Below are 22,370 nucleotides of genomic sequence, written 5' to 3' on the forward strand. Positions count from 1 at the left end.
AGAACCTCACTTTGGTGGGGTTTTTTTATATCTATTGATCCTCTAATTTCATATGCCACATATGCATTAGAAACTTTTACAGAAAATAATATTATTAAAGTAATGTAAAGCTTTTAAACTAATTAACAATTATAAGCTTATTATTTAGTTTAAAAGTTAGAGTTAGTTTTGAAAAATATTTTTGAAAAGTAATAAAAATCTCACAATAGGAAAATTAAGTAGAGTGAGAAGGGGTTTTTCAATGAAAAGAAAGAAAAAAGTTACTTTAAAATATAAAGATATCAGATAAATGATAAAAATATGATTTAAAGAAAAAAATAAATATATTATTAATGATTTATCTTGGATAACTGCTGTCTAATATAAATACAGCTTAAAGGAAGGTCTTTTAAGCTTCTAAGGGACAAAACCTGTGTACGCTAAAAATTTTTTTTCATTGCATTTATTACACCCAAAATATTTTTTAACTTGGTTTGGCGTCTTTATTCTTTTTTTATTGGTTCAATTACCTTATACATGGCTACTGTTTTTAGGAAAACACTTAGGACAATTGTCTCGTTTTTTTGTAAAAAGAAGAGTTTCAATTATTAGAAGAAATTTAGAGTTATGTTTTCCTAATAAGGATAAAGCTGAGATAGATAAATTGGTAATGGATAATTTATCCTCTTTGGGAATTGCATTATTTGAAACAGGTATGGCATGGTTTTGGAGTGATCGCCGATTAAAGAATATATACGATGTAAGTGGAATATCTAATTTTACAGACGCGAACGATAAAAACTTAGGTATTTTATTAATTGGTATACATTCTATGTCATTGGAGCTTGGTGGGCGTATTATGGGGCTCTGTTTTCCTGTTAATGCAATGTATAGACCTCATAACAATAAAGCGATGGAATTTATTCAGACAAAAGCAAGATGTCGTTCTAATAAAGGTATGATCGATAGACGTAATTTGAAGTTTATGGTCATGGAGTTAAAAAAAGGTAAAGCTATTTGGTTTGCACCGGACCAAGATTTTGGATTAAAAGGCACTACATTTTCCCCATTCTTTTCAGTTGAAAAAACCTCCACATCAAAAGGGGCTGTTATATTAGCTAAATTATCAGGTGCCCCTTCTTTAACCGTAACGCTCGTAAGAAATCAAGGGAATAAGCCTAAACACTATAGTTTGATTATTGGTGCTGAAATTACGGACTACCCTACCGAAAATATTCAAAATGATACAGACAGAATGAATCGACTGATTGAAGCTGAAATAATGAGAGCGCCTGAACAGTACTTATGGGCACATCGACGATTCAAAACTAGACCTGCGGGTGAAGCAAGTTTTTACAAATAGTATTACTAGAGAAATAAAAAAAAGACCAACACGGTTAGTGTTGGTCACAGTAAATACTGGAAGCAATGTGAGCAATGTCGTTGTGATAAAACTGAGTAAAACACTCAACCAATCACCATATAAAGATAATCATTATCATTCTCATTGTCAACCCTAGGATTAGTATGGGTATCAATAAAGGGGGGACTATTCTCTTCATTGAGCGCCATAAACGGGTGCCTATTATCTATTTCCTATACCATGCATTATCATAAAAAATATTATTATATTTTGATGTTATTGGTGAATTTATATTTGTTTTCACTGTCGCTTATATTATGATTTATTAAAATAACTTATTCTATTTTAACTATAATAAAAGTGATTAGTAATAAATAACATCCATTATTGCTGCATTGTCGTTAATCCAATTAATATTCATAGAACCTTTATTAGCAGCAATTTTTGAATTAAACTTTTCATGAGGTATTAAATTATAAGAAGTAGTTTCCATTTCATTACCATTCCAACAGCTGGTGTTAAAAGTATTACCAATAGAGTCTACATGGCAATTACCATCAACAATATTACCCGTAAATGTAATGGTTCCAGAACCTACAAGCTTATTTCCATCAGCTAGTGCTGAAGTTGATAATAGAACAGCAAAGCAAGCTACAATAGAAAGATTCTTCTTCATATTTTTTCCTAGTATTTATATTTATTTAAATATTGCGATAGTTATTGGCATGTTTTTATTTTGGTTAAAAATGTATAAGTGCCTTATCGATGGGAAAGATATTAATAGAAAAAAAGATATCAATCTGTAACAAACCTTGATGGTTAATGACGATAATATAAAGATTTATAAATGATTTTTTAATGATGAGATTAAATTTCAATAGCTATTTATTATAAGTTATCTTTATAAGTGCATGAGTTTTAAATGAAAATAAACCAGGCTACAATAGCGGACTTAAAATAAGTAAATATAATTATAATTAGTTATACTACTTAATTATTAAAGATACATTTAGTAGTTAAAGGACTCATTTTATAAATTTGATAGTTTCAATATTAAAATAAACTTAACAAAATATTTCTGTAATAATTTAAAAACTATTTTATTTCATGATTTTTATATTAATTGGCTAAAACTTGTACTTTTTGATTCTCTTCAATAAAATATAACAAATAGAATAATAACTTCAATAAGTTAAGGAACTTTATGCAGAGTTACCGCTCTTTATCTGCCCAAGTCTATCAAATAGATAAGCCCATTGGATGTAGTTTTGGTGATGTGGAATATTATCAAGAACGTCTTAAAGGCATTGAAGGCAAAATTTTAGAACCAGCAGTAGGTACAGGGCGTATTCTTATTCCTTTGTTGCAATCAGGTTTTGATATTGAGGGATTTGATCTATCTGATGACATGCTTCATTTTTGTACGAATAATCTTGTTAACTATGGATTTACTAAAGATCGCGTTACAAAAGGTGATTTAGTGTGTTTCGAGGTTAAATCTTTTGTTGAAGCCATTATTATTCCAACAGGAACTTTTTTATTACTCGATAGTGAAGCGAAAGTACGCCAATCATTAGCTCAATGTTTTAAAGCACTCAAATCAGGAGGACGTTTACTGATTGACATTAGTCTCGCTCATCAATTTATTCAAGGAAAGTGTGATAGCCGACAATTTAAAACAGCTGAAGATGGTTTAATAACCTTACAGATAATAAATGCAGAGATAGACTATATTAATCAACTTACAATCGCTCATCATCGCTATGATAAATGGAAAAATGGGAAAATTATTGAGAGTGAGTGGGAAGTATTTAAATTGAAATGGTTTGGGGTCTCAGAATTTAAGCATCTCCTTATTTCTGCTGGTTTTAGTGATATCACTATTTCAGCTGATTATAAATATTTGCAAACACCAAATAATGCTACTGAAATCATGACGTTTGAAGCTTATAAAAAATAATGTTCATAAGTTTTTTATAGACTAGCTTTAAGTTAACACCAATGGTAGATAATAAAATCTAGATAAAAAAAGCCCCGCACAAGGCGGGGTAAATTTAAAATATCTATCAGTGATGAAATACTAAGGGCAATAGTAATGGAAAAAAAGATATCAATCTGTAACAAATAGCGAGAAAAAATATTGATAATAAATGAATAGTGAATACAAAATAAGTTATATAAAATCCAGCAGAAACGCATAACTTATTGTTTATAATGAAATTAATAAAGAAGATAGGTTTTTTACTCTTAGTGTTAATGATAATTTAAATATAAAATTTATATACATTTTATAGAAAATCTATCTCTTATTAATACTACTTAATAATCTATCTTGTAATTTATGACAATTCCACTTAGTAGGTAGCATTATTTAGCAACCTACCAATAAAGGGTTATATATGAAAAATAGAACATGAAGAATAAAGTAATTTTACCACTGATTTACATCAATTTTTTTACTCATGCCTATTTTAGTAATATAAGATTTAATATTTGTGCGTATATAGGGATCTTTTTCAACAGGATACATCTGCCATGCTTTCTTCAAATAAGGCAGTAAGTCATCGTTTATCTGATTTATTTTAGTTGCTGATTGAATGGCAATTAGGCTTATTCTTTCATTACTAGAAATAATGTTTTCAAAGAAATATTTAACTTTATCTTTTAAATCAATATCGTGTGATGCAGCATAAATTGCACTTATGACTATATTTTGATTTTGATGAGTAAAGAAAGGTTGGAAATCCTCAACGCGAACAGCGTTTAAGCTAGTTAGAATATAGCCAATATTACTTAATGTATGGTCGTCATCTACCTCTTTAAGAATAGGTAAGAGATCATCATAAAATAATTGAAAATTCTCTTTCTGTTTAAAATAAATTATTGGAATGACAACTTTGGTCTTTTCATTATATGGGATCTTTAACTCTTTTTTAATATAAGAGACTGTACGATCACGAGAGTATTCAGAAAGTACATTTAGTACCGCCTTATAAAGTGTTATCTCATTGGTTTCTATTTGTTGTTCTAAATAATTAAGTGCATTATTTGAGAGTTTGGGGAGTTTAGTTAATGCGTTTATTGCATCTATCTTTTTGTTAATATCATCTGTATTTTTGGCTGCATCAATTAAGAATTCTTCATCTCCACCCATTCGATGCCCAAACCAGCTAGTATTGTAACCTAAAATAACTTCATCTAGCCAGCGTTCATACCATTCAAGAAATGAGGTTTCATAAGAGAATATGTAAGGTGTATTTGAATCAACCCAATGAGAAGTATATAAAATATGACCTTGATAAGGACCATTTACAATCAGTAGTAAGTCATATTCACAACCACAAGTGCCTAAATAAAGAGTGCCTTGGTGTACTCTATCGCAAATAATATCAAATTCTTCGTCGCTACAATCTTCAGGTACTTCACACAATGCTGTCCACTCTGAAATAGACATATCAGGACTAAGTAGGCAAGGTAGAGCACAATTGCCTATACCGTTTCTATCTATTTCATCGTCAAAGCCACTCATGCCGTAATAGGGTCCTGCACCACCATTACCAATTTGGGTAATAAAGTCGATATAATCTTTTGGAAAACGGCAACCTGATTCCGTTTGTAGTTTTTTTACCTTTTCCAAAGGTAATGTAGGATTAAGTTTATATTGATGTTTACTAGCACCAAATCCATTTAATTCATGATCTATTTTGGCAACAAGTACTAACTTTTCACGTATACGTTCAATCGTATTATTAGCATTCTGGCTATTTATTTTTTCCAATAACGCCTGCGGTGAGTTATCTTTATTGTTTTTTAAAATAGATGAAATAAAACCCATTTTTTCAAATCCTTATTGATTATGGAGTGATATTGATAATATAAAGTAATTGTTTATTTTTTCTAGATATTTTCAATATGTTAAAATTTTTTGTAAAAATATCACACTACTAATTAATGAAATCGTAGATAAAATTTATAACAGAATAGAAATTTTAATTAATTCGATAAAAAATAATGGCAACGATTAAAAATGTTAATTTGTATGGCGTTGAATTGAAAAATAAAAAATAGCTAAAAATTAGATAAAAAAAGACCAACGCTAGGAGAGTTGGTCAATAAATACTAGAAGCAATGTGAGCAATGTCGTTGCAAAAGATTGAGTAAAGCGCTCAACTATTTACAAGTTAAAAGATAATCATTATCATTTGAGTTGTCAACCCTGATTTAGTTATGGTTATAATTAATTTATACTGATAGCTAAATTTATCTGTTATTTTACTGAAATAAGTGTGGGAATTTTATTATCAAAAACAATAAGAACCCTTTTTTTGATCTGAATTTAGCTTTAGATATTTGTTGCTATTTCATCAACAATTCTTTATTGAAAGCAATAGTTAGTTTGAGTTAGTTAAGTTAAATTAGTTTTGTAATATAAAGTATTTCTTTATTAATTAATTTTTATAACCTTGCTTTTAAATATAGTATTTAAATAAAATAGAAATGTAAATTAAGGGTTCTATTTTAAATATTTTATTTGGGCATAAATTAAGGGATATTTTATGAATTGGGAACATGTAATGTTATCTGCTGTTGTTGGTGCCGTTTTATATACGCTAATTTCAGTAATTAGGAAAAAGGGATGGATTGGGAAAAAAACAAGTATAGTAGCTATAATTGTTGCATTAATTATATGGAACTATATTGATACTAATTTTTTAATTCCCAAGAATGGTAATCATTCCGGGTTCGTTGAAGCTAAAAAAATAGATGAGATTTTAGCTACAGTACCTTCAATTGCTCTTTTTAAAGAGTTGGAACCCGAACTATGGCAAAGTATATTTAACCAGTTAGCTCAGATGCACAAAGAGAAAAAAACTGAGCAACAGATGATTGATGTGATACAGCCACAAATATTAAAAATTCAAATGAAAAGTATACAAAATGCACCAGATACTAATGTAGTTGATTATATGAAGATCAATCTTGAACAAGTTGCAAGTATACAAAAATCAAGTAATGAGAACTGTTTTAAATTTTTATTTCCTCATATAAATGGTGGTATAAATGGAGTGAATTTTATTCCTAAAAATATCATTCAGAAGCGCTTAGATGCAAATGAAAGCATAATGAAAATAGCTTATGGCGAAAATAAGCATATTGTAACTGAGCAGGAGCGTGAACTGGCAATAAATGATGGGAGAGCTGTTTTAAATAAATTAGAACAAATTTATCATGATGATGTTTATATTATGATGGATCCTATTAATGGTGTTGGTAAAGAGAAAATAGCATGCGATATAAATCAAGACTTTTGGAAGTTAGTTATTGAACTTCCAGAAAAAAATGCTGCCGGTGTTATCAGGCTTGCAATGTTTTATGAGATGTAGAAATATTTACACTTTGAATTAACGTTATATAAAACATCAAAATAATTTTCACAATATCTATTTTAATATAAATTAATATTGTTTTGGTGTTTTTATTTTAAGGTTAATTTCCCCTGTTGCTAGCATTGTACTCTCTTTATTTTTTATGTCTAATAAGTTTATTTTCCTTGTGATGAATATCGTAAGTTTAAATTTAATTTAAAAATACTTGCTCAATATTGGATGTATTATAAATTAAGTAGTATGGTATTAGATTAAATCTAAGGCTTATAAATAAATCTAAGTTTTATTTATAAGCCATATGTTAAATAAGTAGGTTTTAAGCGTTTTAAATTAGATATATAAAAGTATATTAAGGATATTCCAAGTGGATAATGATCATAGATTTTTTTCTAATGAGGTATGCCCTAAAACAGCATTGTACGGTCAATTTTATGGTGATGATAATTATGCTGGAAGAGATTATGAGCGGAAAATATATAATGGAAACCGATTTCCAAGAACTAAGAAAGGTTTTTATTTTAAGAAATTACTGAATTTTAAATAATAATATAAATTCATTTTAAATAAAAATATCAAGTTGATGGTTGTATAACTAACGAATTTTAGATTATTAAAAATAATAGCACAGTAAATTTTTTATTAAATTTTCAATGCCCGTAGATTGATAATCTTTATCATAAAAATGTGAAGTTTTTGTCTGCATTATTCTAGGTTAGGTAAATGTAATAATTATCTAATTAGTTTCGTTATATGCAATCATCAACATTTTTTATATTGTGATAGCTTATATTTGGTTTTATTTACCGACGGTGTAATAAAATTTTAAAGATTTATTACATGTGAAATAGAAATAAGGGGGAGGGATGGGAAGATATTAGTATAGTAAAAGGTGAGTTACTTATGTAGAACACTCACCTATTCAATATGAAAATTCAGATGATATGAAGAAATAACATTAATTTTGTCATATTATTTGGGGGGTTATTATAAGTGCTCCCAGCATCCCGAATAATTCCAATCTGTAACGGTTCCCTTTTTATTGGCAACAAAATTATTTGTGCAAATCGTTGATTGCCCCCATCCATTATTTTGTGTCCATTTCCATGTGTATTGTGTGCCACCATCTGTTCTTTTATGCGTGTTGCTAGGGCTACCCCAAGACATAATAAGATCATCCACTGATTTACCAACCCAATACGACCTACGTGCTTTGAACTCTTCTATCTTTTGTAGTCTCTCTAATCTTGCTTTACTTGGTGCTTCTTGCTCTTGGTTTTCTAAAGCTTGTTTATGTTTAGCGCCTGGTACTCCAGTAAGAGCATAAGTTAAGTCTGAGATAGCATCACGATCTCTTTGAGTACAACCACTTAGTATGATTAAGGAGGAGAAAAAAATAGCGAAATTTAATTTATTAATCATAATAGTCCTTTACTGTATTAGGAATTAATGCTTTATATTTAACAATCATATATTAATTTTTAAAATAAAACATTTAATAAATTTGTTTATATTAAATTAATACTTGTATTATGTCGAATGACATAATCTGATACTCTCAATAGGCGTATTATCTAATGAGGTTTTAGGTGATATCGTTATTGGATGCTCTTATTTTGAATGTGTGGTGTTTTTTATTTGTGAGAATTAAAATAAAAACAGGTATCTTCTTATAATGCATTATATATTTTTATCTGTTACTCGACTGAAAGTTTCTGCTAAAAATAATAAATATTTCATCAAGAAATACTATGAAAATAATAGTTAAGTAAAATATTGAATTGTAATCATACAAGATAATAGAATAATAAATAAAAAATAGGGAGGTAAAAAAGAAAAATTTATTATTTTTAACTATGATATATATAAATGAGATGGCAAATGATATTAATAAAAAACTAAAGCAATAAATAAAGCAACTAAATGCCAACTATTTTTATCTGAAGGTTTTGATAAATTGATATTTGCTATTTATTTAGTACGATATGTTCTTATTGGTTTTTTCTAACATACTGAAACCAGTAATACGCACAACCATAGCAATTAATGTACGAGGTGAAATATATGTGAATGTATAAATATAGATATATTTTTTGCTTTTCCTGATGGCTTTTCTGTAATTATTAATAAAAATAATATTTTTATGTGATTACATACAGTGCTAAATATACATTATAAGAATCAATGGGTTAAGGGTGGTTTTACCACTAACCATTATATGTATGTTAGCTTAGATTTAAGCCAACAGCTTTCGTAGGTAGAATATAACTAAACATGATCGTCTGCTTTAAGCGAAGAGCGGACATTCACGGTCGGTGAATGAGGACCTTGTTTATCGGGAAGGTTAATCTGATTAACCCAACATAGGCATAAATGATGAAGTTGACCAAAAAACAGGTTATCAATACACTGTCGCTGCCACTTGTATTGCCCAGCCCCCACCTGATGTTCTCGCTGCTGATAGCGGATTACGAACAATTCTAAGCACCAATAAATGGGGGCTGGCTAAGCTGTTTGACCGTGAATTACTTCCGATCCTCTTCAAGTACGATAGATTTTAGCAGAAACGGATTCGATGAATAATGCCGCAGTGAGTACTGCGACATTATGAGGCTGCTAGTTCTGCCAGTCATTTAAAACAGGAGGGAGGAAAGGAGACTCATGGGATGTATACTCAAACAAGCTGCTCCTTGCGTCATTCCAAGCCTGAATGATTTCCTACGAACCATGCATCTTCCTTAATGTGTTTATAATGTGATCATATACCCTTATTCATTCAAACCGCTGGTTCGTTGGCTGCGCTCAGCCTGCAGCTTGAATTACATTGGGTATATATACCGGATTAAAATATCAATTAAGTAAGGTAACTATTGTATTTTGAATAAATAACTTTTTTAAGATTTTTAGTATTGGAAGACATATTGAGAATAACGCAACATGCAGAAATTGAAAGGGAAATGCGAAGTTTTATCGGTGCCGGTTAAATAACCGGCACCAGGGAAATTAACGCCAGCGTTCTGTCGCCCAGGCGACCTGCTGTTGTGCGTCGTGGAAAGTCCAGGCCACGAAGCGACTGATTTTTTGCCCCTGCGCCATTTCAATGGTACGGACTTCGGCCGCACCCACCAGCTTCAACGCGTGATAAATCGAAGGCAAGGTCGTGTTTTTAGAAATCAACGAGGTGAACCACAGGCAGTTTTGCGCCAGGCTAACGCTCTCCTCTACCATTTTACGCACAAAGGCTTCTTCACCGCCTTCACACCATAGCTCTTTATTTTTGCCGCCAAAGTTCTGTACTGGCGCGTCGGCTACCTCGCCTTTACCCAGCTTGTGTAGTTTGCGGCGGGTGCTGGCTTGGGCTTCCTGTTCAGAGCTGTGGAACGGTGGATTACACAGTGTGGCATCAAATTTCTCCGCTACACCGATAATGCCGTTCAAAATAAATTCGGGTTGTTTTTGTAAACGCAGGCGCACGCCGTTTCTCAGTGTCGGATTCATCTCTATGATCATTTTGGCCGTATTGAGCGATACCGGATCAATCTCCGAACCGGTAAAACGCCAGCCGTATTCACGCAGGCCAATAATCGGATAAATACAGTTGGCGCCAATGCCCACATCAAGGATCGCCACGCCTTTACCGCGAGGGATCTCACCGCCGTTGCTGGTCGCCAGCAGGTCGGCCAGATGGTGTAAATAGTCGGCACGCCCGGGGATCGGTGGGCACAGATAATTGGCGGGAATGTCCCAGTGTTCGATGCCATAAAAATGTTGCAGCAACGCACGGTTGAGCATTTTAACCGCCGCAGGATCGGCAAAATCTACCGAGATGTCGCCCCAGGCGTTCGGCTTGACGAACGGCTCCAGTGCAGGGCAACTGGCGATCAGCGCCGGGAAATCATAGCGTGAGCGATGACGGTTACGCGGGTGCAAGCCGCTTTTCTGCTGCAGGAAGGTTTTCTTTTTTTCCACCGTGAAGGGCTCTCTTAAAGGTATTTCTGACGCGTACGATACCATATACACTATAGCTTTCAAGTTGCAGCTAACAGCTCGGGATGAAACCGTATTAAGCCAGTATTCAGAGTTTATGCCGGAATGCCCTGCTCTTTATACCCAACGTTATTCAAGATGCAGGAAGGCGGCAAGGGAAGATAGACAGGGAACATACATCAGTATGTGACTCGGCTGGCTGAGTGCGGCCAACGAACCTGCGGTTTGAATGAATAAGGATATATACCCGTCCGTTTTAAGCAATAAACTGCCTAGATGTAAGATTCAATAAGCTGATTTGACCAAATTGAATACATTAATACCAAACATGGAACAACTAACACAAAATGTAAATCGTCCAACTAATAATATCTGCACATAATTGGATTATATTCCATTATTAAAGTGTCCTGTTTGATTAAAGCAGATCGGTCAGAACATATCGATTTAGTGATACAAAAGTATCCTTGTAGCACATAACTAGCTCATGTTTAAACAACATCCGCTATTGGCACATAACAGACATTTAGATTTGGCAACTATATTAATTTTTAAACACGCAAAAAACAGCCAACAGTTGCAAATATATCCAGCATACAACTTGTATTAAATTTATGTATAAAAAATTGCATTTAATGGTCGAATCAGAACACTGAACATTACTGCACCAATTCAAAATACTTCAACAGCACCACACCATAAGCTTCCACAACATCCTCTTCATTCGCATATTTAGTAATAAATATCTGATATGCCTCATTAAGTGAAAATCTTTGCTTATAGAAAAAATAGCCTGCCAAAGGATGCTTTTTATCACTATATATTTGTGAAGAAGGGCAGTAATATTTTTTATCTATCCAAGATACAAACTGCTCAATAGTTAAATCAAAAATCTTTTCATCTGTTCAATGGTCGAAAATATGATGTGGTGGGTGATGCAGACTGGTACGAACAAGATGGCTGGAAATCAGTGATTTGTATTGAGGCAGGTACTTATGACGGATTATGAAGTTGATGTTGCTATTCGCAAACAACTCTTGTTGCAGTTAAAAGAAGCCGGTATTGAGATCCCCGTTAAAGCAGGTTTTCAACCCACCAAGCAAGGCCGTGAAGATAATATGGTGATGTTTTTTTCCTATCAATGAAAACGGTCATGGTTGGTAAGGGCGAAAATATAACGTTCAAGGCAATAACGCCAATCACCAAGAAAACCAGTTATCCGAAAAAACGTACCAAGTTCAGGCTTTAATTACTAAGTTAGGTCATTACACGGCTACTGATATCACTGCGATTGTCAGAATGATTGTCAATTCACTACCCTTTGTTGAAGCACTCCGAAAACAAGGCATTGGCGTTCAGCGGGCAAGCGGTATTCGAACACCTTATTTTCTGAATGACCAGGGCAACTACGAACAAAACCCCTCATTTGATTTCAATGTGACATTTAATCGCACACTTCATCCTGATACAGACGCCATGAGTGCGTTGTATCCCGATATCTATCGTATTTAAGGAACGTTATGACTATCAAACAAACTCGCTATGTTGATATCGCGAGTGCAGTGATTGCTCGTGCTGTAACCAAGGCGATTAAAGCGGGCAAAACCTTAACCGATGTGCAAAAAATCGCAGTGCAGACGCTTCTGGTGATGATCTAGTGTGGCACGATATACAAAACAAGGGTTATTGGTATAACGCTCAAGTTGTCGAAAACACAGGGCCATCTGATTTACCCGAGTACGTGATGAGATACGTATTAATTTACGGTAAGGGCGACTGGGTTCGTACACAGAACTCAAAATAACCATAGAGTTATAGGAAGCCTTTGAACTGTGGGAAATCGCGATTACTAATCGCTATAACGAAGCCTCAGCAGCATCACAAAAATGAACCATATGACTTTAAAATAAACTACAGTGTGTTTTACTTGATTGATAATCTAACTTACTGGTGAATATATGAAAAAGGCTATCGGAGTATTAGCAGCTATAGTATTACTTTCTGGTTGTAAAGTTGATGTGGAGACGAAAGTCAATACTGACGATCTTCTTTCCACCGAGCACAAATTAGTGCAGGGTAGTATTAATGTTGAGGTTCCGTCATGTAATGATTTTGATGATTCAAGGAAAGAATCAAGAAGCTTAATTGAAATAAAACAAAAACTGCCAACCATATTTAAAAATATTGAATTTAAAGAATGTTATAAACAGAAGTTTAATTCTTATGCGAGTTTTTCAGTGCCAGTCGGTGTGGGTTATTTTGATGATAATCCAAAAACAGTAGATGCTGAAATTTATGTTTTCGCGAATAACATTACTTACGCAGGTATTGTTTTAATGGGCGATACAGCAAATAAATTAGCAAGTGCAAAGAAATCCTCACCAGGTGAATTAAATCTTGCTATGACGCTAGTTGTGGAAAAAGGTAAGCAACCCATTCCTAATGTTGCAGCGCTCGGTGTATATATGACTGGCGTTAAATCTAAAGATTCACCAATTACACTAGGGGGCGTTAGAATTGAAGGCAAAGAAATTAAGTTAAGATTATCAGATGCTTCTAATTCAATGATTGAAAATGGTGAGATCACATCAATTTTAGTGAAAGCAGAATATTTAGAAGAGTTGCTCACACAATTGAAGCCGTAATTATCATCTATAACAGTTCAACCGCCTAATTGGCGGTTTTTTTACGCCCAAAGAAAGGTAATTTATGTCGTTAATGGATACATTTGTTCAGGTATTTGAATTTGATACCAGCCAAGCCGATGATGCGTTTAATTGGGTGAGCAAATCGACCGATGACATTATCGCTGAGATGAAAAAAGCGCAACAATCCGCAACGATGGGTGCGGATGGGTTTACGCAATTTATTCAAAATGTAATTGCCAGTATTGAAACGTTGTCATCAGGGGATCCGATAAATATTGATATCGAAGCTGGTGATACGCAAGAAAAAATAGCCTCAATCACCGCTAAAATTGATGACCTAAAGTTATCAATAAACTTGCTTGATATCCAGCGTGACGAACTATAATAAGGCGTAAATGAAAGCAGTGTTTCATCTGAAGCACTCAACGCCCAATATCAACAGATGCAAGATGAGTTATCCCTTCTCAATAATGAATTGGTTTCGCTCACTGATGCAGAGAAAAAGAATCGTGAAGGTAAAGAGGTTATTGATGCCATTGTTACCGCATTAAATGCCGATTATACGCAATTTATTGAAACTATGCGGACAAAAGGCATAAAGACAGCAATTGAAGAAGCCAAAGTCCAAGAACATCTACAAAAAGAACTTTCAGAAACAGGCTCTAAATATCAAGAGGCGGGAAGCTCTGTTGCAGGATTTGCGACAAAAGCCCTTGGTGCTGTTGGTATCGTGATGAGCATTGGCAGTATTTTTGCCGAATCCGTTTCTCGTTCCCAAGAGATTGAAACGCTGGATAAACTGGGTAAACAAATCGGTGTTGCTACTGCAGACGTTGATGCATTTTCTGGTGCAATGGCTGAACTAGGGAGTTCTAGAGAGTCCGCGCAAGCCGATTTATCCGCGATGGCGAAATTGTTCGGCAATACCAAAGATTCAATGGAAAAAGTGCTTAAGACAGCGGACAAAGTTCAAGGCATGAGCTTTGATAAAGCGAAGAAAACACTGGAGGGCATGGGAGTATCGGACGATAAAACCATTTTACCCCGCACAAATTCCAGACATAAAAAAACCAACCCTAACAGGTTGGTTTTTCTAAGGAATTTTGGTCGGCATGATAGGATTTGAACCTACGACCCCCGACACCCCATGACGGTGCGCTACCAGGCTGCGCTACATGCCGTTTGAGCCCGTATAATACTGTTTTTCGCTGTTAAAGCAACCCTTTGAGGGTTTAAGTGGTGTCTTTTTGCACATTAATATTGGTGTTTAAAACAGCACTAACGCTCGATAAAACGCTTCTGCTCAGCCAGTACTTGCAACAGTAATCGTAAGTCTGGTTTTTCTGATTCTATTTCTTTGCCGGATTTATCGAATAAGGCGTATCTGCCATGCTTATCCATCAGCAAGGTATTATCTTGTAAGAAAACGACAAAGGTCTCATCATCACCAGTAAAAATCCAAGGATGATTACGACTGCTTGCAAACAGATCTTCACCTTGAGAATAATTTTCAGCAGGGCTAATAACGTGTAGCACATGCTGCATCAAGGTAGTCATAACATCTTGATGGCTGGTCATCTTATTTATCTGCTGTGGTGTCATATCCGGCCAATGAACAATAAGAGGTACTTGCGACTGAGCTAAGTTAAACGTGCTCTTATTGGAAAGCCACTGGTTATGCTGTTTTTTATCACTATCTTGGTGATAATTTGATGTCACTACAACAACCGTATTATCTAATACATTACGTTCTTGTAATGTTGTAAATATGCTCTTAAGTTGGCTATTGAGTTGCTCTTTTTGAGTTGCTTTATCGGTGTAACCATTAATCTGTAAAAAAGAGAACCAAGGTGCAGTTTTGTTATCTTTTACTAACCAATTACGCCAGTTGCTGATTGTCTCATCGTTATTATCACTGCGTGTTGATGGAATAGAAAAGTCAGATAATACCGCTTGTTTAAACAGTGGTGTTTGAAATCCATTAGTTGAAAATAGCGCTAATTGATAGTTGCGATAATTCAAGGCATCAAACAGTGCAGATGTTTTTCGGCTACTTAAAACACTGTCTAAATAAGAGGGTGAGATGCCATAAAATAGACCAAATAGTGCTGTATCATTATCAATGCCGGATGAATAGTGGCGAGAGAACGAAAGATTATTATCGGCAAATTGCTGCAAGCTAGGTAATTGAGCCACTTCTTCATTACCTAATCCATCAACAACAACAATGAGTAAATTATAGGAATACGCATCTTTATAATAAACCAATGGTGCAAGTGGATAAGTAATACTTTGAGCTGTTGGATTGCCTTCGCTAATTAAGCGTTGCTCATACTCAGACTGATTAATAAAGCCATGACGTTCAAGAAATTTACGGGCTGTCATTGGATATGATAACGGTAAATTCGCACGCTGCATGGTGATAGGGCGATAGAAATTAGCATCAGCCCAAATAGACATTGAGTGCGATAAAATAAAGCAGGAAATAAATACACCGGCTAAAGGTTTTCCCCATTGTTGGCGATTTAAACTGCGTAATTTTTGCCAACTCCAAGTAGCAAATAGCATCTCAACAAGGAAAATAATAGGGATAGCAATAAAGATAAGTTGCCATTCTCGCGCCATTTCACCTTCATTTGGATTGATGACTAAATCCCAAACAAGTTGTGTCAGATGAAGCTGAAATTGTTGATAAACAGCAATATCAAAAAGAAGAATAGTTAATCCCGCACTGGCTAAAGCGCAAGAAACGACTCTAAGAAGCCGTTGTGATACCACCACAAAAGTGAGTGGGAAAAGAATAAGAATATAGATGGCAAAGACGATAAAACTAAAATGCCCCATCCAACTGATGATGGCATAAAGACGACCAGCAAATGTGCCCGGCCAGTCTGAAATAAACAGGTAACGGCTCCCAAGCAATAAGCTTAGAATAATATTGAATAGCGCAAACCAGTGTCCCCAACTGATCATTTGGGATACTTTTTCACGATAGGACTGATGTCTCGTTACCATGTCTATAAATAGTTTTTCTATGTTTATTAGTGAATTTTGCCTTCATCAATTGAAGCACGCAGAGCGTGAACAAAAGAGTCTGCAATCAGCATTCGTTGAGCAGGGGCAATACTTGTATTAATTAAGTTTGTCACCATGTTTCCCAACACCATCAAAGAGAGATCTGTAGGAGTATGATGTTTTTCAAGAACGCTGACAAGTTCTGCTAATAATTGCTCGACTTGTTCATCACTATAACGGGATTGTTGTGGCATAAAATATGAATTCCTACTAAATGAATAAAACGCTATATATTACCGCAAGGGCGACAATTTTTCTGCTTTTTAAAAAAATTAATTTTCTGCCGCTTTTTCCTTGCCAGTGTTAGACGGGAATGTTTGAATACGCGCACAAGAAGGTTTGGGATAAAGGAGGGCGTCCATGAGTCTAGATATTAATCAATTAGTCTTACATCAGCTGATAAAGCGCGATGAGCAGACATTAGAAGTTGTGCTACGTGATTCACTATTAGAAATTCAGCCTGTTGTTCAGGAAATGATAGAAGAGTTACATCGTGTTTATAGCGCTAAAACCAAAGCTTATGGCTTATTTAATGAAGAGAGTGAACTCGCTGAGGCACTGCGTTTGCAACGTAAAGGCGAAGAAGACTTTTTAGGTTTTTCACGAGCTGCAACGGTACGATTAAAAGACGAACTTGCTAAATACCCTTTTGCTGAGGGTGGAACCGTTCTATTTTGTCATTATCGCTATTTAGCGGTCGATTATTTATTGATTGCAGTACTTAATAGCTGCAACAGCATGTGGGTTAACGATAGCCTTGATGTCTCTTCTACGCGCTATCTTGATATTCCACATGCAGATATTATTGCTCGTATTGATTTAACTGAGTGGGAAACTGCACCTGACTCATTACGCTACTTAACTTTTTTAAAAGGTCGAGTCGGGCGTAAAGTTTCTGACTTTTTTATGGATTTCTTGGGTGCTCAAGAAGGCTTAAATACAAAAATTCAAAATAAAGGCTTATTACAAGCCGTTGATGATTTTTGTGAAGCTTCTGAAATGAATAAGCAAGAACGCCAAACGTGTCGTGAACAAGTGTATAGCTATTGTAATGAACAATTACAATCAGGCGAAGAGATTGCATTGAATGAGTTGGCTCAAGAGCTACCTGCACTTGGTGATCAAAACTTTGCTCAGTTTACTGAAGATAAAGGCTATGAACTTGCTGAAACATTCCCGGCTGACCGTAGTACATTACGCCAGTTGATGAAATACGCAGGTAGTGGCGGTGGAATGACAATTAATTTCGATGCGAAATTATTAGGCGAAAGAATTTTTTGGGATCCAGCAACAGACACGTTAACGATTAAAGGCACTCCGCCTAATTTACGTGATCAATTACAGCGTAGATCATCAGAGAAGTAATGATGATAAAGATGATTGAATGCTAGAAACAAATAACGCCACAAAAGTGGCGTTATATGCTCGGCGTCCCGAAATAAAGCTCGAAGGGTGGCTAATTAAGCGCGCAGGAAGTCAATATGAGTAACTTTTGGTTTATACTCATGACGTTGCACTGCTTTAACTTTAACTTTAGTTTCTTTGCCATCGATAACCAGGTTAACGAAATCACTGTAGAACTCAGATTTGTGTTCTTGGTTGATAACTTCGTTGTGGTCTAAATCAATAGCGATTGGCTCTTCATTTCCGCCATAAACGATAGCAGGAAAACGGTTAGCCACACGCAGGCGGCGGCTCGCACCCTTTCCCTGCTCTTTACGTACAGTTGCATTAATAGTTAACATCTTTTTTCTCTTTAAAAAAGAAAGAAAGTACATACCTGTTACAGGCGACCCAGCAACAAGCTCGATATTTGGTTTATCTAAAAATAGATAAAGCGGGCGCATTTTAACGAAAAAGCGCCTTAACAGCAAATATAAATCCATATTAATACAAGGTATCTGCTTTTCGGTGGCGTCCTACATAGTCAAATATCTTGTTTCTTATCTGCCAAAAGTCGCCTTTTTTATGAGCAACAATAAAATCAGGATGACGCAACAAGCTAAATTGCTTGATGATATCGTCAGCATTGTGCCAAATAAAAGGGATCGCAGGAGCTCGTTGATGTTGGCGTAAAAATTTTAATTCAAATACTTTTCGTTGAGCGGGGGTTGTTAAGCGAAAACGCTCAGAAACAGCAGTACCATCTTCATCATAATAATTAATTTTTAGCCATTCGCCTTTATTATCGTTTCCGTGAGTAAATTGCATGCCACCACAACGTAGCACAAGCGCACCTTTCAATTTTAGTGCGGCTTTAAGCATATCATCAGGGTCAACTAAGATTTCGTCACAGTGAACACAACGGCGCGCTGCAATGTCATTCTCTTCATTACAATGGGGACAAAGTTTAAAACGAAAGCGAAATTGGCATTGCTGTTTTTGACCGTTGTTATCTAACTCCCAACCTTGGCAGCGACGACCATAATGTTCAATGATATCTCCATCGCCATCAACTATTCCCCAAAACGTATTAGCAAATTGGCAAATGGGACAAAAAACTTGTACTGGCTGGCTATTAGGGTTTGGCTTTTTACTTCCTACTTCAGGAAGATAAAGATCATGAGGATTACCTGCATAATCTAAAATCAAGCATTCGGTTTTTCCTGGATATAATCTTAATCCACGACCAACAATTTGTTGATAAAGACTAACAGATTCTGTGGGACGTAAAATAGCAATTAAATCTACATGGGGAGCATCAAATCCCGTCGTTAATACCGCCACGTTGACCATATAGCGCAATTGTTGCTGTTTAAAACGTAAAATAAGATCATCACGTTCTTGAGATGGCGTATCTGCACTGACTAAAGCGGCTTCATTGCTAGGAAGTAGAGAAAGGATCTCTTTGGCATGTTCAACTGTGGCTGCAAAAATCATTACACCACGGCATTTTTCGCTGTATTCAATAATTTGTGTAACTATATGAGGTGTAATTCGTTTCTGTTTTTTTATTTCTCGGTTAAGATCTTCCTCATTAAATATACCATTTTGGCTAGTTCTTACTTTGCTAAAATCATATTGCAAAATAGGCATATCTAAACGGGTAGGGGGCACTAAAAAATGGTTGCTTATCATATAACGTAGCGGCAGTTCATAAATACAATCGCGGAAAAAGCAATTTTCATCCCCTTTAATCATGCCGTGATAATGATATTGATAAATCCAACCACTAGGTAAACGATATGGTGTTGCAGTAAGTCCTAATATACGTAATTGAGGATTAACTGATTGCAGCTGTTTAATAACTTGTTGGTATTGGCTATCTTCAGAAAGGCTAATTCGGTGGCATTCATCAATAATAAGTAGTGAAAATTTCTCACTAAATTGGGATAAATTTCGAGCTACTGACTGAACACTGCCAAATACCACTTTACCGCTACTCTCTTTTTGCTGTAATCCAGCGGCATAAATATCTGCTGATAGACCGTAAGCCTCATATTTGCTATGGTTCTGCTCTACTAATTCTTTAACGTGCGCTAAGACTAATACACGTCCACGGGCTCTTTTTGCCAGTTCTGCAATAACCAAACTTTTACCTGCACCTGTTGGTAACACTATCAGCGCGGGTGTGTGGTGTTGGCGAAAATAAGAGATTGTCGCATTAACTGCGTCGAGTTGATAAGGTCTGAGTGTAAAAGCCATAACCGTATATAAGAAGTAAAACAGGCTATCAGCGTAGCATTTTTTTATGGTGAGTGCGAATCAGTATGCTGTATTTAAATACAGTAATGTGCGGAATGGTTCATTGGTAAATTAATTAGTTGTTTTATTGTTAATATTCATTTTTAATAGATGCCTCATATCAGATGGTATTCTTCCATTTTTCAGAGAAATTCATGCGATTAGATAAATTTTTAGCCCAGCAATTGGGAATTAGCCGTAATTTGGTTGCTCGTGAACTTAGATCAGGGCTAGTGACAATTGATGGTGAAGTAGTTAAGTCTGGTTCAACCAAAATTACACCAGAACAAAATGTAGCCTATGACGGCAATGTGCTGACACAAATCTTAGGTCCTCGCTACTTTATGTTGAACAAACCAGTGGGCTATGTGTGCTCTACTGACGATCCTGTTAATCCAACAATTCTTTATTTTATTGATGAACCGCTAGCGCATAAATTACATGCTGCGGGGCGTTTAGATATCGATACAACAGGGCTTGTTTTATTAACGGATAACGGGCAATGGTCTCATCGTATCACTGCGCCAAAACACCATTGTGAAAAAACCTATCTTGTTACTCTTGAAGAGCCTATTGGGGATAATGTTGCTGAGCAATTCCAAAAAGGTGTGCAATTAAATGGCGAAAAAGAGCTTACAAGACCAGCAACACTAGAAATTATTACGCCAACGGAAGTGAAGTTGACGATTAGTGAAGGTAAATATCATCAAGTCAAACGTATGTTTGCCGCCGTTGGCAATCATGTCTGTGGTTTACATCGCGAGCGTATAGGGGATATCACACTAGACGAAACTTTAGCAGAAGGCGAATATCGCCTATTAACTGAAGAAGAAATCAACAGCATCCATATACCTCAATAGTCATTATTATCCTGCCGTTTTTGGGAGTTTATCTGCGTGCAACAGCAACGTTCGTCATACCTTAGTCTCATTTTTATTCTGGGACTAATTTCCATGCTTATGCCATTGGCTATAGATATGTATCTACCTAGCTTACCGACTATCGCACAAGATTTTGGTGTGCCAGGCGGTAAAGTTCAGATGACACTAAGTATCTATATTTTTGGTTTTGCTATTGGTCAATTAGTTTATGGTCCTATGGCTGATAGTTTGGGGCGTAAGCCTGTTATTTTGGGTGGTGTTATTGTTTTTGCTTTTGCGTCAGGTGCTTGTGCATTATCTGAATCTATAGATATGTTGATAGGCATGCGTTTTTTACATGGCTTTGCAGCAGCAGCGGCGAGTGTTGTCATTAATGCATTAATGAGAGACATGTTTTCTAGAGATGATTTTTCTAGAAGTATGTCTTTTGTTGCCTTAGTGATGACTATTGCACCATTACTCGCACCTTTATTAGGTGCTGGGGTGATGAGATGGTTCTCTTGGCATGCTATTTTTTGGAGTATATCAATAGCAGCAATTATTGCGGCACTATTAATAACGCTATTTATTCCAGAAACATTGCCTAAAGAGCGCCGCCAACGCTTTAGCTTAAGAGTGACTTTTGGGCAATTTATTAGCTTATTTAGAGCTCGTCGTGTCTTTTGTTATATCTTGGCGTCAGGTTTCTCTTTTGCAGGAATGTTTTCGTTTTTAAGTGCGGGCCCTTTTGTCTATATTGAATTACATGGTATTCCTTTTGATCAATTTGGTTTTTACTTTGGTTTTAACATTATCTTTTTAATCATTATGACAGGCATTAATGGGCGATATGTCCGCCGATTTGGTGCTTTAAACATGCTGCGCTTTGGATTAACTATTCAATGTATGATGGGCGTATTTTTAATTCTAGTGGTGCTTTTCAACTTACATTTCAATTTCCTCGTTGTTGGGGTTGCAATGTATGTTGGAGGGATCGCCATGATAACGTCTAATGCCATGGCTGTTATTCTTGATGATTATCCTCATATGGCAGGTACGGTCTCTTCTTTAGCGGGTACAGTACGCTTTGGTGTTGGGGCGTTAGTTGGCACCGCAATTGCAATGTTGCCAGCTAAAACAGAGTGGCCAATGGTTAGTTCGATGGCATTTTGTGTATTGTGTGCAATGGGGTTTATTTTACTTGCTCGCCGTTATAAATAAGAATATCACGCTATAAATTTATCTTATTTATAGCGTGAACTCTTCCTAACTGTGCTTCCCTGCACAGCATTTCACAATTTCCTTCTGACATCCGCCATGAATCGTTTCAATTTAGAGGCATTTCTTGATTTCAATCAATACTTAATGTTGTGTATTTGTTAATTTAAGT

At 35.3% G+C, this 22,370-nt stretch carries 19 protein-coding genes, 1 tRNA gene and 3 pseudogenes; 13 read left to right on the forward strand and 10 right to left on the reverse strand.

Annotated elements, in window-relative coordinates; translation table 11 throughout:
• Window positions 1–412: 412 nt before the first annotated feature.
• Window positions 413–1,342, forward strand: a complete 930-nt coding sequence (gene lpxL / locus ABN099_RS10745) for an LpxL/LpxP family Kdo(2)-lipid IV(A) lauroyl/palmitoleoyl acyltransferase (RefSeq protein ID WP_349463764.1) — start codon at window positions 413–415, stop codon at window positions 1,340–1,342.
• Window positions 1,343–1,706: 364 nt separating this feature from the next.
• On the opposite strand, the gene ABN099_RS10750 is transcribed toward lpxL, so the two are convergent.
• Window positions 1,707–2,018, reverse strand: a complete 312-nt coding sequence (locus ABN099_RS10750) for a hypothetical protein (RefSeq protein ID WP_349463765.1) — start codon at window positions 2,016–2,018, stop codon at window positions 1,707–1,709.
• 528 nt (window positions 2,019–2,546) lie between these two features.
• Between ABN099_RS10750 and ABN099_RS10755 the strand changes: the two genes are divergently transcribed.
• Entirely contained in the window at window positions 2,547–3,302 is a 756-nt protein-coding gene (locus ABN099_RS10755) for a class I SAM-dependent methyltransferase (RefSeq protein ID WP_349463766.1), read from the forward strand.
• A 471-nt stretch (window positions 3,303–3,773) separates the two neighbouring features.
• Here ABN099_RS10755 and ABN099_RS10760 read toward each other — a convergent pair whose 3' ends face one another.
• Window positions 3,774–5,177, reverse strand: coding sequence for an SMI1/KNR4 family protein (locus ABN099_RS10760; protein WP_349463767.1), 1,404 nt, complete (start codon window positions 5,175–5,177; stop codon window positions 3,774–3,776).
• Between the two features lie 721 nt (window positions 5,178–5,898).
• Between ABN099_RS10760 and ABN099_RS10765 the strand changes: the two genes are divergently transcribed.
• Together ABN099_RS10765 and ABN099_RS10770 are read left to right on the forward strand one after the other, a co-directional pair.
• Window positions 5,899–6,726, forward strand: a complete 828-nt coding sequence (locus tag ABN099_RS10765; protein WP_349463768.1) for a topoisomerase II — start codon at window positions 5,899–5,901, stop codon at window positions 6,724–6,726.
• A gap of 367 nt (window positions 6,727–7,093) precedes the next feature.
• A complete protein-coding gene (locus tag ABN099_RS10770; protein ID WP_349463769.1) occupies window positions 7,094–7,273 on the forward strand; it encodes a hypothetical protein in 180 nt (59 codons plus the stop codon).
• A 440-nt stretch (window positions 7,274–7,713) separates the two neighbouring features.
• Here the strand turns inward: ABN099_RS10770 and ABN099_RS10775 are convergent, their stop codons facing one another.
• From ABN099_RS10775 to rlmF, 3 genes are all read right to left on the reverse strand, one after another.
• Window positions 7,714–8,148, reverse strand: a complete 435-nt coding sequence (locus tag ABN099_RS10775) for a hypothetical protein (RefSeq protein ID WP_349463770.1) — start codon at window positions 8,146–8,148, stop codon at window positions 7,714–7,716.
• Window positions 8,149–8,994: 846 nt separating this feature from the next.
• Window positions 8,995–9,204 (reverse strand): hypothetical protein, encoded by a 210-nt coding sequence (locus ABN099_RS10780; RefSeq protein WP_349463771.1) that lies wholly within the window; start codon window positions 9,202–9,204, stop codon window positions 8,995–8,997.
• Between the two features lie 525 nt (window positions 9,205–9,729).
• Window positions 9,730–10,695 carry a 23S rRNA (adenine(1618)-N(6))-methyltransferase RlmF gene (gene rlmF / locus ABN099_RS10785; protein ID WP_349463772.1) on the reverse strand — a complete coding sequence of 322 codons (966 nt, stop codon included), beginning with the start codon at window positions 10,693–10,695 and terminating at the stop codon, window positions 9,730–9,732.
• Between the two features lie 913 nt (window positions 10,696–11,608).
• Between rlmF and ABN099_RS19075 the strand changes: the two are divergent.
• The 6 genes and pseudogenes from ABN099_RS19075 to ABN099_RS10810 form a co-directional block, all read left to right on the forward strand.
• Window positions 11,609–11,722, forward strand: a pseudogene (locus tag ABN099_RS19075) (phage collar protein); the annotation flags it as partial.
• Window positions 11,709–12,225: pseudogene (locus ABN099_RS10790) on the forward strand (phage gateway protein). The pseudogenes ABN099_RS19075 and ABN099_RS10790, both read left to right, overlap by 14 nt.
• A 41-nt stretch (window positions 12,226–12,266) precedes the next feature.
• Window positions 12,267–12,517, forward strand: a pseudogene (locus ABN099_RS10795) (DUF3383 family protein); the annotation flags it as partial.
• 154 nt (window positions 12,518–12,671) lie between these two features.
• Window positions 12,672–13,358: a DUF7424 family protein gene (locus tag ABN099_RS10800; protein WP_349463773.1), complete on the forward strand. Its 687-nt coding sequence runs from the start codon at window positions 12,672–12,674 to the stop codon at window positions 13,356–13,358.
• A 64-nt stretch (window positions 13,359–13,422) separates the two neighbouring features.
• The gene (locus tag ABN099_RS10805) at window positions 13,423–13,746 is read left to right on the forward strand and encodes a hypothetical protein (RefSeq protein WP_349463774.1); all 324 of its coding nucleotides are present in this window, start codon (window positions 13,423–13,425) and stop codon (window positions 13,744–13,746) included.
• 57 nt (window positions 13,747–13,803) lie between these two features.
• A complete protein-coding gene (locus ABN099_RS10810) occupies window positions 13,804–14,487 on the forward strand; it encodes a hypothetical protein (RefSeq protein ID WP_349463775.1) in 684 nt (227 codons plus the stop codon).
• Here ABN099_RS10810 and ABN099_RS10815 read toward each other — a convergent pair.
• The 3 genes from ABN099_RS10815 to ABN099_RS10825 form a co-directional block, all read right to left on the reverse strand.
• A tRNA-Pro gene (locus ABN099_RS10815) sits at window positions 14,466–14,542 on the reverse strand. The two genes, ABN099_RS10810 and ABN099_RS10815, sit on opposite strands and share 22 nt — an antisense overlap.
• Before the next feature lie 97 nt (window positions 14,543–14,639).
• Window positions 14,640–16,376, reverse strand: coding sequence for an LPS biosynthesis-modulating metalloenzyme YejM (gene yejM, locus ABN099_RS10820; RefSeq protein ID WP_349463776.1), 1,737 nt, complete (start codon window positions 16,374–16,376; stop codon window positions 14,640–14,642).
• Window positions 16,377–16,402: 26 nt separating this feature from the next.
• The gene (locus tag ABN099_RS10825; protein ID WP_064719573.1) at window positions 16,403–16,630 is read right to left on the reverse strand and encodes a YejL family protein; all 228 of its coding nucleotides are present in this window, start codon (window positions 16,628–16,630) and stop codon (window positions 16,403–16,405) included.
• A gap of 166 nt (window positions 16,631–16,796) precedes the next feature.
• On the opposite strand from ABN099_RS10825, the gene yejK reads away from it, so the two are divergent.
• Window positions 16,797–17,801, forward strand: a complete 1,005-nt coding sequence (yejK, locus tag ABN099_RS10830; RefSeq protein WP_349463778.1) for a nucleoid-associated protein YejK — start codon at window positions 16,797–16,799, stop codon at window positions 17,799–17,801.
• A gap of 95 nt (window positions 17,802–17,896) precedes the next feature.
• Here yejK and rplY read toward each other — a convergent pair whose 3' ends face one another.
• The gene (gene rplY, locus ABN099_RS10835; RefSeq protein ID WP_349463780.1) at window positions 17,897–18,181 is read right to left on the reverse strand and encodes a 50S ribosomal protein L25; all 285 of its coding nucleotides are present in this window, start codon (window positions 18,179–18,181) and stop codon (window positions 17,897–17,899) included.
• A 142-nt stretch (window positions 18,182–18,323) separates the two neighbouring features.
• On the reverse strand, window positions 18,324–20,081 hold the full coding sequence (locus tag ABN099_RS10840) for a DEAD/DEAH box helicase (protein ID WP_349463781.1): 1,758 nt from the start codon (window positions 20,079–20,081) through the stop codon (window positions 18,324–18,326).
• 194 nt (window positions 20,082–20,275) lie between these two features.
• On the opposite strand from ABN099_RS10840, the gene rsuA reads away from it, so the two are divergent.
• Window positions 20,276–20,980, forward strand: coding sequence for a 16S rRNA pseudouridine(516) synthase RsuA (gene rsuA / locus ABN099_RS10845; protein WP_349463782.1), 705 nt, complete (start codon window positions 20,276–20,278; stop codon window positions 20,978–20,980).
• Window positions 20,981–21,016: 36 nt separating this feature from the next.
• Window positions 21,017–22,201: a Bcr/CflA family multidrug efflux MFS transporter gene (locus ABN099_RS10850; RefSeq protein WP_349463783.1), complete on the forward strand. Its 1,185-nt coding sequence runs from the start codon at window positions 21,017–21,019 to the stop codon at window positions 22,199–22,201.
• The last annotated feature ends 169 nt before the right edge of the window (window positions 22,202–22,370 follow it).

Origin of the sequence: Proteus hauseri (assembly GCF_040139125.1) — a bacterium.
Taxonomy (GTDB): domain Bacteria; phylum Pseudomonadota; class Gammaproteobacteria; order Enterobacterales; family Enterobacteriaceae; genus Proteus; species Proteus hauseri_B.